This is a genomic window from Sodaliphilus pleomorphus (assembly GCF_009676955.1).
GTDB classification, from domain to species: Bacteria; Bacteroidota; Bacteroidia; order Bacteroidales; family Muribaculaceae; genus Sodaliphilus; species Sodaliphilus pleomorphus.
Genome location: NZ_CP045696.1, coordinates 102,617 through 118,468, shown reverse-complemented (window position 1 = coordinate 118,468; position 15,852 = coordinate 102,617). Strand labels below are relative to the sequence as shown.

Here is a 15,852-nt window from a genome sequence, read left to right as displayed (position 1 = left end):
CAGATTGACAAATAAAATAAAGCCATTCATGAGGTTTTCCTCTTCATGAATGGCTTTTCATTTTGATGCTTTGCGCTGCACAGGATATCACTGGTTGCCGGCTACGGCGACATCTTCGATGCTTGCGTCGATTTGGCCGTCCTTGAGACCGATCAGTAAGTTGGCACCTTGCTTGTCCTCGTTGCGTAGCAACAGCTCGCTCAATGGGTCCTCAATGTAGGTCTGGATGGCACGTTTCAAGGGTCGAGCGCCATACTGGCTGTCGAAGCCCTTTTGGGCCACAAAACTCTTGGCATCGGGGGTGATGGTGAGCGTGAACCCAAGTTCGCCCACACGCTTGTAGAAGCCTTTCAACTCAATGTCGATAATCTTCATGATGTCGTCCTGCCCAAGCGATGAGAAGGTGATGATGTCGTCGATACGATTGAGGAACTCGGGCGAGAACTGGCGGTTGAGAGCCTTGCGTATCACCGAGTCGCTGCGTTCCTTGGTAATAGAGGTGTTGAACCCCACACCTGCACCGAAGTCCTTGAGCTCTCGAGTGCCAATATTGCTTGTCATGATGATAATCGTATTCTTGAAATCTACTTTGCGCCCCAGGCTGTCGGTCAAGCAACCCTCGTCGAGCACTTGCAGCATCATGTTGTAAACATCGGGGTGTGCTTTCTCGATTTCGTCGAGCAAAACGACAGAGTAGGGGTGTCTACGCACTTTCTCGGTGAGCTGGCCGCCTTCCTCATAGCCCACGTAGCCTGGAGGGGCGCCCACGAGACGGGAAACGCTGAACTTCTCCATATATTCACTCATGTCGATACGCACAAGAGCTTCGGATGAGTTGAACAGGAATTCGGCCAGTCGCTTGGCAAGCAGAGTTTTGCCCACTCCCGTAGGGCCAAGGAACATAAAGGAGCCAATGGGGCGGTTGGGGTCCTTGAGTCCCACACGGTTGCGCCTGATTGCCCGGGCTATCTTGTCGATAGCCTCGTCCTGGCCTATGATTTGATTTTTCAGCTCATCGGTCATGCCAAGCAGTCTTATGCCCTCTGACTGTGCAATGCGTTGCACTGGTACGCCAGTCATCATTGCCACGACCTCGGCAACGTCGTTTTCGTCGACGGTCTCGCGCCGAGAGTCGAGGTCTTTTTCCCATTTCTCCTTGGCGTCATTCAACTCGAGTTTCAGCTTCTCTTGCTGGTCTCTGTAGTTGGCGGCGCTTTCAAAATTCTGTGCATGCACGGCCTTCAGCTTGTTGTCCTGAGCCTCGGCTATGCGTTTTTCAAGCGCATCGATTTCTTTTGGCACGACTACTTTGGAGATGTGCACGCGAGAGCCGGCCTCGTCGAGGGCATCGATGGCCTTGTCGGGAAATGCGCGGTCGCTAATGTAGCGATCGGTCAATTTCACACAAGCCTCGAGTGCACCGTCGGTATAGATGACACCGTGATGCTTCTCATACACATCTTTTATATTGCGCAGGATTTCGAGTGTCTCTTCAGGTGTCGTTGGCTCTACCATCACCTTTTGGAAACGACGCTCAAGTGCACCGTCTTTCTCTATGTTCTTGCGGTATTCATCGAGCGTAGTAGCGCCTATGCACTGCACCTCGCCTCGTGCAAGTGCAGGCTTGAGCAGGTTGGCCGCATCCATCGACCCCGAAGCATTGCCGGCTCCCACAATCGTGTGAATCTCGTCGATGAAGAGAATGATATTCTTGTCGTTGGCAGCTTCATCGATTATGGCCTTGATGCGCTCTTCAAACTGTCCGCGATACTTGGTGCCGGCAACAACCGAGGCCATGTCGAGCGAAATGATTCTCTTGTCGAAGAGCACGCGTGCCACCTTGCGCTGGTTGATGCGCAGGGCCAGGCCTTCGATGATAGCCGACTTGCCTACACCGGGCTCGCCTATCAAGACAGGGTTGTTCTTCTTGCGACGGCTCAAGATTTGAGCCAAACGCGCAATCTCGCGCTCTCGGCCTATCACCGGGTCGAGTTTTCCCTCGGCGGCTGCCTTGGTGATGTCTTTGCCATACTTGTCGATAACAGGTGTCCCATTGTCATTTTTCATGACATTACGTCGCTGTGCGAGTCTTTCTTGACCGCTATCGCCCGAGCCGCGAGCCGCGCCTGAGCTGTCGTCGTCGTCGAGGGTGTCGTCGTCATCGTCATCGCCGGTAAAGTCGACACCGTCTTGCGGCAATGGCGCTTGATGGTGCTGCCAGTAGCTGCGAGGATTTGCGTATTTTGTGCTTTTGTTCATCATATTTTCCTCTTTGGAGTTATAATTACTGTGGTAATATGCGTGTTATCCTTTAAACCTACTTTAAAACCATTAGTCTTATTGACAAAATTGAGGGCGAATCAACGTCCAAAATTACAAAATGTTTTGTAACTGTACAGTAAAAACAAATGATTTTATGATTATATTGCAATTATTATGCCAAAAAGGAAATTCTTAAATTTAAAAATAAATTTTAGAGCGCGAAGCAATTGAAGTAACAATAAAATTGTTATCTTTGTAAGTTTTATATTCCGTCGCATTTCATGAGGGAAGGGCACATTTTCGCCCCATTTGTGACTGCGGCAATGTGAAAATCAAAGAAAAAACAAGATGAACAGCGATCGAATTATTGAGATCAACATTGACAAAGAGATGCGAACATCCTACATCGACTACTCGATGTCGGTGATCGTGTCGCGAGCACTGCCCGACGTGCGCGACGGCTTCAAGCCTGTGCACCGCAGGGTACTCTTCGGCATGGAGAAGTTGGGTAATTTCTCTAATGCCCCCTACAAAAAATCGGCACGTATCGTGGGTGACGTGTTAGGTAAGTACCACCCCCACGGAGACTCGTCGGTTTACTTTGCTATGGTTCGCCTGGCACAAGACTGGGCGATGCGTTACCCGCTTGTCGACGGCCAGGGCAACTTTGGCTCGATCGACGGCGATAGTCCTGCAGCCATGCGTTACACTGAGGCTCGCCTGGCCAAGATGGGCGAGGAGATGATGCGTGACCTTGACGAGGACACTGTCGACTTTGAACCGAACTTCGACAACACGCTCGAGGAGCCTGTGGTTTTGCCCACGCGCTTCCCCAACTTGCTGGTGAACGGAGCCAGCGGCATCGCCGTGGGTATGGCGACCAACATGCCCCCTCACAATCTCACTGAGTCAATCAACGGCTGCCTGGCCATGCTTGAGAATCCTGACATTACGATTCCCGAGCTCATGCACTACATCAAAGCGCCCGACTTCCCCACAGGTGGCATCATCTATGGCTACCAAGGCGTGAAAGATGCCTTCGAGACGGGGCGTGGACGCATTGTGGTGCGCGCCAAGGCCGAGATTGAGACCGAAAACGATCGCGACAAGATTGTGGTAACCGAGATCCCCTACAATGTCAACAAGCGCGAGCTCATCGAGGCCATTGCGCGGCTGGTTGAGGAGAAACGCATCGACGGCATCAGCAACATCAACGACGAGAGCGACCGCCAGGGCATGCGCATAGTGATTGATGTGAAGAAGGACCAGAATGCCAATGTGCTGCTCAACAAGCTCTACAAGATGTCGGAGCTGCAGTCGTCGTTCAGTGTTAACAACGTGTGCCTGGTCAATGGTCGCCCCGAGACTGTCAACCTCAAGCAGTTGATACAGTACTTCCTCGATCACCGTCACGAGGTGGTGATACGCCGTTCCAAGTTTGAGCTGAAAAAGGCGCAAGACCGCGCCCACATCCTGGAGGGCTTGATTATCGCCAGCGACAACATCGACGAGGTGGTGCACATCATCAGGTCGAGCAAGACCACCGATGAAGCCCGCCAGCGTCTGGGTGAGCGTTTTGGCCTCGACGAGGTGCAAACCCGCGCCATCGTTGAGATGCGCCTGCGCCAGCTCACCAATCTTGAGCAAGGCAAGCTGCACGACGAACTTGACGAGCTCATGAAGACAATTGCACACTTGCAAGAAATCTTGAGCAATCCCGATGTGTGTCGCAAGGTGATAGAAGACGAACTCATCGAGATACGCGACAAGTATGGCGATGAGCGCCGCACTCAGATTGAATATTCTGGTGAGGAAATGAATGCCGAGGATTTCTTCCCCGACGACCCCATGATTATCACTATCTCACACTTCGGTTACATCAAGCGCACGCCCCTCACTGAATACCGCACTCAGAACCGTGGCGGTGTGGGCGCCAAGGGCAGCGACACACGTGACCAGGACTTCATCGAGTATGTGTATGAGGCTACCAATCACAATTACATGCTCTTTTTCACAGGCTTGGGCCGTTGCTACTGGCTGAGGGTGTTTGAGATTCCTGAAGGCAGCAAGAACTCTAAGGGCAGGGCAATACAGAACTTGCTCAACCTTGGCCCCGAGAACCGCATATATGCTTTCATACGCGCCACCAAGCTCAAGGATCCTGAGTACAACGAGAGCCACAACATTGTGTTTGCCACCAAGAATGGATTGGTCAAGAAAACGCGTCTCTCCGAGTATTCCCGTCCGCGCGCCAATGGCGTGATCGCCATCAACCTGAGAGAAGACGACCAGTTGATAGGCGCCATCCTTACCGAGGGCGACAGCGAGGTGATACTTGCCGACCGCAATGGCCGCGCAATACGGTTCAACGAGTCGACCATTCGCACAATGGGCCGTTCGGCTACCGGCGTCAAAGGTATGACTTTGAGCAGTGCCGACGACGAAATTGTGGGCATGATATGCATGCGCACCAGTGCCGACGACGATGTTCTCGTTGTCTCGGAGCAAGGCATGGGCAAGCGCTCTAAGCTTGAGGACTACCGTGTCACCAACCGTGGCGGCAAGGGTGTGAAAACGATGAATATCACCGAAAAAACAGGCAAGCTTATCGCAATCAAGAATGTGAACGACAGCAACGACCTGGTGATCATCAACAAGTCGGGTATCATGCTGCGCATGAAGGTTTCCTCGCTGCGTGTCATGGGCCGCAACACCCAGGGCGTGCGCCTCATCAATCTTGAAAAGAAGAACGACGAGATTGCCTCGGTGTGCAAGGTGCAGTCTCAGCCTGAAAGTGAAGAGGCCGAATTGGCCACCAACCAGGGAGAGAGCTTGGATAACTCAAGCGAAGAAATCCAAAACGACAACACGACAAACGAACAACAAGACAACAAGTAATAATAAATTAAATTTTAATTTTTCGCAAATATGAAAAAAACGATTCTGCTTTTAGCATGTGCATCTATGCTGGCAGGTTCTGCCTATGCACAAAGTGATGTTGAAAGTCTGTACAAGTCGGGCAAAGAGGCATTTGCTGCTTACGACAAAGACTTCGCCAAGACTCAGCTCAATCAGCCGGTCGATACTGCAGCCATGCTGGGTAACTTGATGAAAGGCTTCAAGGATTTTGAGGCTGCACTGCCACTCGACAGTGTGAAGACCAATAAAATCGACAAGAAAACTGGTCTGCCTAAAGTGAAGACCAAATATTCAAAGGAGATGGTGGCCCTTATGGCTGGTCACATAGGTGACCTGACTGCAGCAGGCAACATGTACTACACCAGCAAGCAGTATGCCGAGGGTGCTTACACATTCGGCCGCTATTGCGAGTTGATACAGTCGCCCATGGCCAAGGCCAACAATGTGCAAGTGCCTGCCGACACCATTCTGGGACAGATACGTTTCTTTGAGGGGTTGTGCGACTACTACATTCCTGACTACAAAAAGGCTTTCACTGCATTTGACAATGCGCTGAAACTTGGCTACACTGGCAAGGAATACAACTTGAACATTGCCGACTACAAGGCCGACTGCTTCAGCAAGATGCTTCAGCCACTTTTGGATGCCAAGGAGTTTGACAAGGCTTATGCTGCTGTCGACAAGGCGATTGCTGCAGAGCCCAACAACTCGGCCTACTATTACATGAAGGGTGCGCTCTATGCCAGCGACTCGACCAAGAATGTTGACGATGCCATCGCAATGTACAAGAAGTCTGTCGAGTTGAACCCGAAGAATGCCGATGCCAACTTCAATGTGGGCTACTACTTGTGGAAGAAAGGCCAGGAGGCTATCAATGCAGCTCCTGCCAATGCAACCAACGACCAAATAGCCCCCCAGGTTGTGCCGGTTTACAAAGAGGCTCTTCCATACCTGCAGAAGGCTCTGGAAATCAATCCTGAATATCCAAGCGTGAAGGCTGTGATTGAGAACATCAACTATGGCCTGGGCATACTCGACAAGAAATAATCTGTTTTAACAGAGTTTTGCTCTATGAGAGCGCTGTTTGTCAAATACGGCAAGCGGCGCTTTTTATTTTGCTCCAGCCTGTGGCACATCGATGGAAATTGACAAAAAAATAGTAAATTTGCAAAATGAAAGAAATAAGCAGAGATGAAAAATATAAGGAACTTCTCAATAATCGCTCACATTGATCACGGCAAGAGCACACTTGCCGACCGCTTGCTCGAGTACACCAAGACGGTGACAGGGCACGAGATGCAAAACCAGGTGCTCGACGACATGGATCTGGAGCGAGAGCGTGGCATCACAATCAAGAGCCATGCCATACAGATGGACTATATCGAAGACGGCCAGCAATACACGCTCAACCTCATCGACACTCCCGGGCATGTCGACTTCTCTTATGAGGTATCACGTGCCATTGCCTCGTGCGAGGGGTGCCTGCTTGTGGTAGATGCTACCCAGGGTGTCCAGGCCCAGACGATATCCAACCTGTATCTTGCTCTTGACCACGACTTGGCTGTGATACCTGTCATCAACAAGATTGATATGGACAGTGCTCACCCCGACGAGGTCGAAGACGAAATTGTGGAGTTGCTCGGCTGTGACCCCAGCGAGATACTGCGTTGCAGCGCCCGAACAGGCGAGGGAGTGCCCGAAATCCTCGATGCCATCGTGAAGCGTATTCCTGCACCGCAAGGCGACCCGCAAGCACCGCTTCAGGCGCTCATCTTTGACTCGGTGTTCAATCCATTCCGCGGAATCATTGTTTATTTCAAGGTGTTGAACGGTACGATTCACAAGGGCGACTTGGTGAAATTTGTGAACACAGGAGAGCAATATCATGCCGACGAACTTGGCGTGCTCAAGCTCAAGCTTGCCCCTCGCGACAAGATAAGTGCCGGCAACGTGGGCTACATCATAAGCGGTATCAAGGACTCCAAAGAAGTGAGAGTGGGCGACACCATCACCCATGTCGACAATCCTTGCAGCGAAGCAATCGAAGGTTTTCAGGAGGTAAAGCCCATGGTGTTTGCTGGCGTGTATCCTATCGATCCCGAAGATTTTGAAAACTTGCGTTCGTCGCTCGAGAAGCTTCAGCTCAACGATGCCTCGCTCACGTTCACTCCTGAGTCGTCGATAGCTCTGGGGTTCGGCTTCCGCTGTGGTTTTCTGGGGCTGCTTCACATGGAGATCGTGCAAGAACGCCTGGACCGTGAATTTAACATGGAGGTAATCACTACTGTGCCCAATGTTTCCTATAAGGTCTACGACAAGAAAGGAAACATGACCGAAGTGCACAATCCTGCAGGCTTGCCCGATGTGACGACCATAGAAAAAATAGAAGAGCCCTACATTCATGCTTCAATCATCACTTTGAGCGAATACATGGGCCCTATCATCACATTGTGTCTGTCCAAGAGGGGGACGCTCACCAATCAAAAGTACATCAGCGGCAATCGATTGGAATTATCGTTTGACCTGCCACTTGGTGAAATTGTGATTGACTTCTACGACAAGTTGAAGAGTATATCTAAGGGATATGCCTCATTTGATTATTACATAAGCTCTTATAGAGAATCAAAACTTGTAAAGCTCGACATCTTGCTCAACGGTAAGCCTGTGGATGCCTTGAGCAGTCTCACTCATGCCGACAATGCTGTGAGCCTGGGACGCCGCATGTGCGAAAAACTGAAAGAACTCATACCGCGCCAGCAGTATGACATCGCAATCCAAGCAGCAATAGGGGCCAAAATCATTGCACGAGAAACGGTGAAACAGGTGCGCAAAGATGTGACGGCAAAATGCTATGGCGGCGACGTGAGTCGCAAGCGCAAACTGCTGGAGAAGCAGAAAGCCGGCAAAAAACGCATGAAACAGATAGGTACCGTGCAAGTGCCCCAAAAGGCATTTCTTGCAGTGCTGAAACTCGATTGAGCAAGCTTTTTATCTCGACAGGTCATATCACGAGCGCAATGCAGCTTATTCAAACTGCATTGTGCTCGTGGGCTTGATTGTCGACACAATGTGACTGGGTGCAAGGAGAGTCAAGTAGGAAATGACTATGATTCCCACGTTAAGAAGCAGCAGGGTGGGAATGTCGATGGAAATGGGCACATAGCTCATGTAGTAGGCATCGGCATTGAGCCTGACGATGTGGAAATGCTGCTGGAGTAATGCCAGACCTATGCCCACAACATTGCCTATTATAACCGACTTGACAATCAGTTTTGAAGTGAGGTAGATAAAAATGCGGCTTATCGACCGATTGGTGGCACCCATTGCCTTCAGCATACCAACCATCTTAATACGCTCAAGCACAATCATCAACAAAGCTGCAATTAAAGTGAAAGATGAAACTATGATCATCAGTATGAGTATGATTGCAACATTCATGTCGAGCATTCCGAGCCACGTGAAATAGGAAACGTTGTTGTTCTTGATTTGAGTGACTTGATAAAGAGTAGGGGAGTTGTGGGCAACCATCGACTTGCACAAGTCGGTATAAACCCTGTAGCAGTCGTTGTCGAGTGAGCCGAGCTGGTTTAAGTTAATGCCCACATAGTTGCCTGTGAACGAACTCCAATTGTTTACACTCTGCAACAGTGAAATGTTGCCTACAATGTAGGTTTGGTCAAAGGCATCGAAGTCGGTATTGTAGATTCCCACAATTATCGAACGTCGCATTTTAACCTTGTTGTCGATGAAATAGGTGAAAATCTTGTCTCCCACGTGCAGCTGCAACTGCTGGGCCATGTACTTGGAAATTATGATTTCGCGATTGTCGGCCCCATCCTTGCAATTGGGAACACGCCCGGCCACAAGATTATCTTTAAGATACCTCCAGTCGTAATACTGGTCGACTCCACGGTACACAATGCCCTTGAAATCATCATCGGTCTTAAGTATGGCTGGCTTCTCGGCAATCAGGCTCATGCTTTCAATGCGGGGCTTGAGCGTCGGGTCGCCCAGCACGGCATTGAACACGTCGTGGGCGTCGACGGTAGAGTAGTTGTCGTCGATGCCAAGGCCCGCATTGGAAACCTTGAGATGCGAATCGAGAGAATATATTTTGTGCATTACCTCGCTCTTGAACCCCGTGACAATGACAACCGACAAAATCATGATGACAATGGCAAGTATGATGCCTATCATTGCCACATTGAGGCTTGGGGCATTGGATTCGGAGTTTCCCGAGAGCTTGAGACGTCGCGCTATGAAAAATTCAGCTTTCATTACAAGAGGCAAAAGTAGCAAAAATTGCCGAAGATTTTCGTTTATATGGCAATATAATATTAATTTTGCACGAAATTTGCACAGAAATCAAGTTGAAGATATGAGCCTAATTAAAAATATAGCACTGTTGATAGTTTCTCCCAAGATGGGGTGGGAAGAAATCAACTTGTCGGGGTATCCCACTCACAAAGTACTGCAGAGTGGCTTCTATCCTATGCTGGCCTTGCTTGCCATCAGTTCGTTCTCGCTCATGCTATATGATCCCACTGCATGGACCTTGTCGAAGACACTGATGCATGCCATCGTTGAGTTTTCCAGCTACTTTGCCACCTATTTCCTCACAAGCTATCTTCTGGGCAGCTTGTATCCTGAGATAGTGAAAACCGCTACGGCCAATGCCCGTCTCAACAACTTCATTGCCTACAATTTGATTTTCCTTGTATTGCTGGAAATTTTCAACAATGTGCTTGCCGACGGCTTTTCTCCCATCTATTTCTTGTTGCTCTACACTTTTGTTATTGTCTACAAAGGACTTGACTACATCAACATGAAGGATGAGGAGAAGAAGACAAAATTTGTAGCAGTTGCGTCGATGCTCATGATATGCTTGCCGCTTGTTTTTCGCTGGACGCTTGAAAAAATGATCATTTAGAAATACATCACTATGGCCGAAAACAATATAAACATAAAGAATCGCAGGGCGAACTTCGACTACGAAATCATCGAGACTTTCACAGCCGGTATGGTTTTGACAGGTACCGAGATCAAGTCAATCAGACTGGGCAAGGCAGGACTGACCGATACCTACTGCATGGTTGAGAACCGTGAGCTGTGGGTGAAAAACATGTACATTGCACAATATGCCATGGGCTCCTACTATAACCACGATGCACACCGTGACAGAAAGCTGCTCCTCAACCGTAAAGAAATCATCAAAATTGCCAAGGCGAGCGAGCAACCAGGCTATTCCATCATTCCGTTGCGACTATTTATCAATGATAGGGGACTTGCCAAGCTCGTTATTGCCATTGCACGAGGCAAGAAGCAATATGACAAGCGGCAGGCCATCAAGGAGCGTGAAGACAAGCGCGACATGGACCGCATGATGAAACACTAAAAGTGGGCCACAAGCGCCATTCCGACCGAGCGAGTAATCGCATCGTAGTGTGGAATTGCCGTGAGTTGTGTCGCATTTCCTGACTTTTTGGTTCTTCCGAAAAGACGTTGTTCCCAAGGCAGCAACCAGTAGGCTGCACGGGCGCTAAGTATACCTATTCCTGCACCAGCGAGCACATCACCCAGCCAGTGCTTGTTGTTGTAGACACGCAGAAAAGCCTCGGCCGAGGCAACGGCATAGCCAGCCCATCCAAGCGTGTTGCCATATTCCTGCCTCAACAATTCGGCACCGGTAAAGGCAATGGTCGTGTGGCCCGATGGAAAAGAGTGGTGCCCTGAATTGCCAGGCCGCTCTTCCTTGACTACCGCCTTGAGTCCATATCCCATTGCAGCCATCAACATGTGGGCTGTTGCAAACGCTGCCAAACGCTCGTGCAACGCATGTTTGGCTCTTATGTGGGTTACGCTGAGTGCCAAATAGGCTGCCGAGGGTAAAACGTGCATGAACCTGTCGATTTTAAGCTGACTTGAATTGTCTTTAAACCAGCCATTTACGGTCTTGTTAACTCCATGTCTGTAATCTAAGGCCAGAATTGAACCCGTGGCGATGAGTGCAACAGGAGCAGCAAGATTTTTCAACTCAATGCGTGATTGTGTTGCCGCCTGTGTGGAATCGATGGCGATGAGCGTGTCGCAATGAGTGTAACTCTCAATTTGCGCTTTCAATGCAACGTGAGATGTAACGATGCACAGTGTGAATGCAATGAAAAACTTGTATGCTTGCATTTTTTAATTCAATTTTTGATTGACGACGCAAATTTAATGATAACACCGTTGCCAACCAAATAATGGGAAAGTGCTTGTGCAGCTCAAATCAATGTTGCAAGCTTGCTAATTATTTCAATCTACAATTGAACTATAATTGACATTATGTTAAATTTGGACACGGAAGTTCTCCCCCTCGTTTTTGACACAACAGTTTAAAAAAGATTTGTATAATAAAGGAAGTGAAATAAAAGATGTTGATAATAAATTGATTACCATGCTGCATTGCTATTTTACTCATGCAAGCATTTAAAAAAAAACGGCAAAAACTTAATTCTTTAATCAAAAATTTCTACATTTGCACCAAAAGAAAGAAAAATGAAGCGATTTAGTGCATATTATTATTACTATTACTTTTATTTCAATCGATAAAGGTGGAATGCTCATTTTTCTATTTTTTTAATAGACACATTTTGATTTTAAGATAACATCCCGCCAAGCGAAATTGACGGGATTTTTCATACAGGGAAATTCATTATAAAATTGATTCACAAAGTCGCCATACAAGGAGTTGCCGGATGCTTTCATGATGCTGCTGCTCGTGAATATTTCCAAGGACAAGATATTGAAACAATACCTTGCGACACGTTTCGCGACATGTTTTCCCTGCTTCACGACGATGCTTCAATGCTTGGTATTATGGCCATAGAAAACACAATTGCCGGCAGTCTGCTCCAGAACTATGACTTGTTGCGACAAAGCAATGAGATTATCACTGGTGAGCACAAAATGCACATTTCACACGCCATAGCTGCCCTGCCTGGGCAGATGCTCGAAGACATTGTCGAGGTTAACTCTCACCCCATGGCCCTGCTGCAGTGCGAGCAATACTTGCATCGCCACCCAAAGATGAAAGTGGTAGAAACCAATGACACTGCTGGGAGTGCCAAGATGATTGCCGAGGGCCGGCTCATGGGACATGCTGCCGTGTGTGGCACGTATGCAGCCCGGCTATACGGCTTGCAAGTGCTTGAAAGCGATATCCAGACCAACAAGCACAATTCAACACGTTTCTTGATTGTTGCCCATCCTGCGGCAGCAGGTTGCTTCATGCAAAGCAAAAAAGTAAACAAGGCATCGATTGTGTTCACACTTCCCCACACACAAGGAAGCTTGTCGGCTGTGCTCACGATATTTTCTTTCTACGGGATGAATCTCTCCAAGATTCAATCCACGCCCATCATAGGGCGAGAATGGGAGTACCGCTTCTATATCGACTTAACTTTCAACGATTATAAGCGATACAAGCAGTCGATCGATGCAACTCGGCCACTCATCAATGATTTTAAAATTTTAGGAGAATATGCAGAATGCAATTTACAATGATATAGTGCCAGCACATCGCGTGCAGCAAATAAAAGAGTATTACTTCTCGGTCAAGCTCAAAGAGATCGCCAGCCTCAATGCGCAGGGTGCTGGTATCATTTCTCTGGGAGTAGGCGGTCCCGACCGTCCACCCCACCCCGCCGTTGTCGACACCCTGTGTCGCGAGGCTCACAAGCCCGAGGCACATGGGTATCAACCTTATGTGGGAATTCCGGCTTTGAGAGCGGCCTACGCCAAGTGGTACAAGAAATATTTCAATGTCGACTTGGACCCTGATAGCGAGATTCAGCCGCTCATAGGGTCGAAAGAAGGCATATTGCACACTACCCTGGCATTTGTCAATCCTGGCGACGGCGTGCTTGTGCCCAATCCTGGCTACCCGACTTATACATCTGTCAGCAAGATAGCCGAAGCTGTCATCTACAACTACGACTTGACCGAGGACAACAACTGGGAGCCCGATTTTGAAGCACTCGAACGTTTGCCCCTCGAGCGTGTCAAGCTCATGTGGGTCAACTACCCGCACATGCCTACTGGTCACAAGGCATCAATATCGCTATTCGAGCGTTTGGTTGCATTTGGCAAGAAACACAACATTGTGATTGTCAACGACAATCCCTATAGTTTCATCCTACATCGACAACAATTGAGCATTCTATCGGTGCCAGGAGCCAAAAACATAGCCATCGAGATGAACTCATTGAGCAAGTCGCACAACATGCCTGGCTGGCGCATGGGCATGGTGGCCAGTAACCCTGCCTTCATCAACTGGATTTTGAAAGTGAAATCCAATGTCGATTCAGGCCAGTATAAGCCTATGATGCTCGCAGCTGTCAAAGCACTTGAGTGCGACAGCTCCTGGTATGAAGAGTTGAATGCCGAGTATCGCAAGCGTCGCGTCATTGCCGAGCGCATCATGGATGCACTGGGCTGCCACTACGACAAGGAGCAGGCAGGCTTGTTTGTGTGGGGGAAAATCCCCGACCGCTATGCCGATGCCGGAGAGCTTGCCGACGATGTTTTATACCAGGCCCACGTGTTTGTAGTTCCAGGGTTTATATTTGGGAGCAACGGCAACCGGTATATACGCGTTTCGCTGTGCGCCACCCAAGACAACCTGCGTGAAGCATTAAATCGTATTAACCAATTCATAAAACAATAATACTACTATGACTGATAGACAACAACTTTTGCAAGATATAAAACCCTTGAGTTTTGACGGAGTGAATCCCGACAAACCACTTGTCATTGCAGGTCCGTGCAGTGCCGAGAGCGAGAGCCAGGTGCTCGACACGGCCAAGTCGCTGGCAAAAAATGGCATCAAAATATTCCGCGCCGGCATATGGAAGCCTCGCACAAAACCAGGAGGCTTTGAAGGCGTGGGAATCAAGGGACTCTTGTGGCTACAAGAAGTGAAGAAAGAAACCGGCATGTTGACAGCTACCGAAGTGGCCAATCACGAACATGTGATTGCAGCGCTCGACTCGGGAGTCGACATCTTGTGGATAGGAGCCCGCACCAGTGCCAACCCCTTTGCCATGCAAGAAATCGCCGATGCACTGAAAGGACACAACGACGTGACTGTACTGGTGAAAAATCCTGTGAATCCCGACATTGAGTTGTGGATAGGCGCAATGCTGCGCATCTACAATGCCGGAGTGCGCCGCATCGGTGCAATTCACCGCGGTTTCAGCACCTATGGCAAGCACCTGTTCCGCAACGAACCGCAATGGCACATTCCTATCGAGCTGCATCGTCGCATTCCCAACTTGCCCATCTTGTGCGACCCCTCTCACATGGGAGGCAAGCGTGAGCTCATAGGCCCCATCTCCCAGCAAGCTCTCGACATGGGCTTCAACGGTCTCATCATAGAATCACATTGCAATCCCGACTGTGCCTTGAGCGATGCCAAGCAACAAGTCACCCCCGACTCGCTCAATCTAATCATCAACACGCTTGTGTTGCGACAAACCAAGCAATCAACCGAAAACTTGGCGCTGCTGCGTCAGCACATCGACGAGTGCGACAATGAGCTGCTCGAGGTGTTGAGCAGGCGCATGGCCATAGCCCGCGAAATAGGGCAATACAAGAAGGAGCACAACATGCAGGTTGTGCAGGCACAGCGCTACAGCACAATGATGAGTCAGCGCCACAACCAGGCCGAAGAGCTGGGCATGAGTGGCGACTTCATTGAAACGGTGATGCAGGCTGTACACGAGGAGTCGGTAAGACAGCAGATAAGGGTTATAAATAGCAATGCACTGTAAAACAAGAAGCTAACAACAAACATATAAACAAGAACTTGATATAGAATAACGATGAAGATTTTAATAATTGGCGCCGGGAAGATGGGCAACTTCTTTTGCGACGTGTTGAGTCGCGAGCACGAAGTGGCAATCTACGACATCGAGGCCGAACGCCTGCGGTTTACATTCAATGCCTTGAGATTTACAACCATGGACGAAATCAGGGAGTTTCAACCTGAGTTGATGATCAATGCAGCTACCGTGAAATACACTGTTTCGGCTTTCAACCAGGTACTCCCCTATCTGCCAGATATCTGCATTATATCTGACATAGCTTCGGTCAAGAGCGGTCTTCCTGAGTTTTACGCTACTTGCGGTCACCCCTTTGTGAGCACACACCCCATGTTCGGCCCCACGTTTGCATCGCTCAACAACCTGAGCAACGAGAATGCAATAATCATAAGCGAAAGCGACCATCTTGGAAAGGTCTTTTTTAGAGACCTTTACAACCAGCTTCACTTGCACGTGTGTGAGTACACCTTTGAGCAACACGACGAGACGATTTCCTACTCATTGTCGATACCCTTTGCAAGCACACTGGTATTTGCCAGCATCATGAAGCATCAAGATGCACCAGGCACCACTTTCAAGCGGCACATGGCCATCGCGCGAGGGCTGATGAGTGAAGACGACTACTTGCTCCAGGAAATCCTCTTCAACCCCAGAACAAGCCGGCAACTCGACAAAATCAAGTCGCAGCTCGACCGGCTGCAGCGCATCATCGACCACAAAGACGAGCATGCAATGAAGCAATACTTGAACGAGGTGAGGCAAAACCTGAAATAGCACTACTATAAAATTGGGCTGCCTCCCACTATGG

General features: G+C 49.1%; 12 protein-coding genes. 9 read left to right on the top strand and 3 right to left on the bottom strand.

The genetic code is table 11. The features are described 5' to 3' along the window. Nucleotides 1-87 precede the first annotated feature (87 nt). A complete protein-coding gene (locus GF423_RS00530) occupies nt 88-2,262 on the bottom strand; it encodes an ATP-dependent Clp protease ATP-binding subunit (RefSeq protein ID WP_154326503.1) in 2,175 nt (724 codons plus the stop codon). Nucleotides 2,263-2,610: 348 nt separating this feature from the next. Between GF423_RS00530 and gyrA the strand changes: the two genes are divergently transcribed. The 3 genes from gyrA to lepA all read left to right on the top strand — a co-directional run bounded on the left by gyrA (nt 2,611) and on the right by lepA (nt 8,160). Then, nucleotides 2,611-5,160, top strand: coding sequence for a DNA gyrase subunit A (gene gyrA, locus GF423_RS00525; RefSeq protein WP_154326502.1), 2,550 nt, complete (start codon nt 2,611-2,613; stop codon nt 5,158-5,160). Between the two features lie 30 nt (nt 5,161-5,190). Next, on the top strand, nt 5,191-6,228 hold the full coding sequence (locus GF423_RS00520; RefSeq protein ID WP_154326501.1) for a tetratricopeptide repeat protein: 1,038 nt from the start codon (nt 5,191-5,193) through the stop codon (nt 6,226-6,228). A 144-nt stretch (nt 6,229-6,372) separates the two neighbouring features. Then, nucleotides 6,373-8,160 carry a translation elongation factor 4 gene (gene lepA / locus GF423_RS00515; RefSeq protein WP_154326500.1) on the top strand — a complete coding sequence of 596 codons (1,788 nt, stop codon included), beginning with the start codon at nt 6,373-6,375 and terminating at the stop codon, nt 8,158-8,160. A 45-nt stretch (nt 8,161-8,205) separates the two neighbouring features. On the opposite strand, the gene GF423_RS00510 is transcribed toward lepA, so the two are convergent. Beyond that, complete coding sequence (locus tag GF423_RS00510; protein WP_154326499.1) at nt 8,206-9,459, bottom strand: ABC transporter permease; 1,254 nt, start codon at nt 9,457-9,459, stop codon at nt 8,206-8,208. 100 nt (nt 9,460-9,559) lie between these two features. On the opposite strand from GF423_RS00510, the gene GF423_RS00505 reads away from it, so the two are divergent. Next, nucleotides 9,560-10,111 carry a YIP1 family protein gene (locus tag GF423_RS00505; RefSeq protein WP_154326498.1) on the top strand — a complete coding sequence of 184 codons (552 nt, stop codon included), beginning with the start codon at nt 9,560-9,562 and terminating at the stop codon, nt 10,109-10,111. Between the two features lie 12 nt (nt 10,112-10,123). After that, entirely contained in the window at nt 10,124-10,576 is a 453-nt protein-coding gene (smpB, locus tag GF423_RS00500) for an SsrA-binding protein SmpB (RefSeq protein WP_154326497.1), read from the top strand. Here the strand turns inward: smpB and GF423_RS00495 are convergent. Beyond that, complete coding sequence (locus GF423_RS00495; protein ID WP_154326496.1) at nt 10,573-11,361, bottom strand: phosphatase PAP2 family protein; 789 nt, start codon at nt 11,359-11,361, stop codon at nt 10,573-10,575. The two genes, smpB and GF423_RS00495, sit on opposite strands and share 4 nt — an antisense overlap. Nucleotides 11,362-11,886: 525 nt before the next feature. On the opposite strand from GF423_RS00495, the gene GF423_RS00490 reads away from it, so the two are divergent. Genes GF423_RS00490 through GF423_RS00475 form a run of 4 tightly spaced genes read left to right on the top strand, consistent with a single transcriptional unit; the run spans nt 11,887 to nt 15,818 of the window. Continuing rightward, entirely contained in the window at nt 11,887-12,726 is an 840-nt protein-coding gene (locus GF423_RS00490) for a prephenate dehydratase (RefSeq protein ID WP_154328946.1), read from the top strand. Next, nucleotides 12,704-13,888, top strand: a complete 1,185-nt coding sequence (locus tag GF423_RS00485) for a pyridoxal phosphate-dependent aminotransferase (RefSeq protein ID WP_154326495.1) — start codon at nt 12,704-12,706, stop codon at nt 13,886-13,888. The genes GF423_RS00490 and GF423_RS00485 overlap by 23 nt, the downstream gene beginning before the upstream one ends. Before the next feature lie 7 nt (nt 13,889-13,895). Continuing rightward, a complete protein-coding gene (locus GF423_RS00480) occupies nt 13,896-14,993 on the top strand; it encodes a bifunctional 3-deoxy-7-phosphoheptulonate synthase/chorismate mutase type II (protein WP_154326494.1) in 1,098 nt (365 codons plus the stop codon). Nucleotides 14,994-15,044: 51 nt separating this feature from the next. Continuing rightward, a complete protein-coding gene (locus GF423_RS00475) occupies nt 15,045-15,818 on the top strand; it encodes a prephenate dehydrogenase/arogenate dehydrogenase family protein (RefSeq protein ID WP_154326493.1) in 774 nt (257 codons plus the stop codon). Nucleotides 15,819-15,852 lie beyond the last annotated feature (34 nt).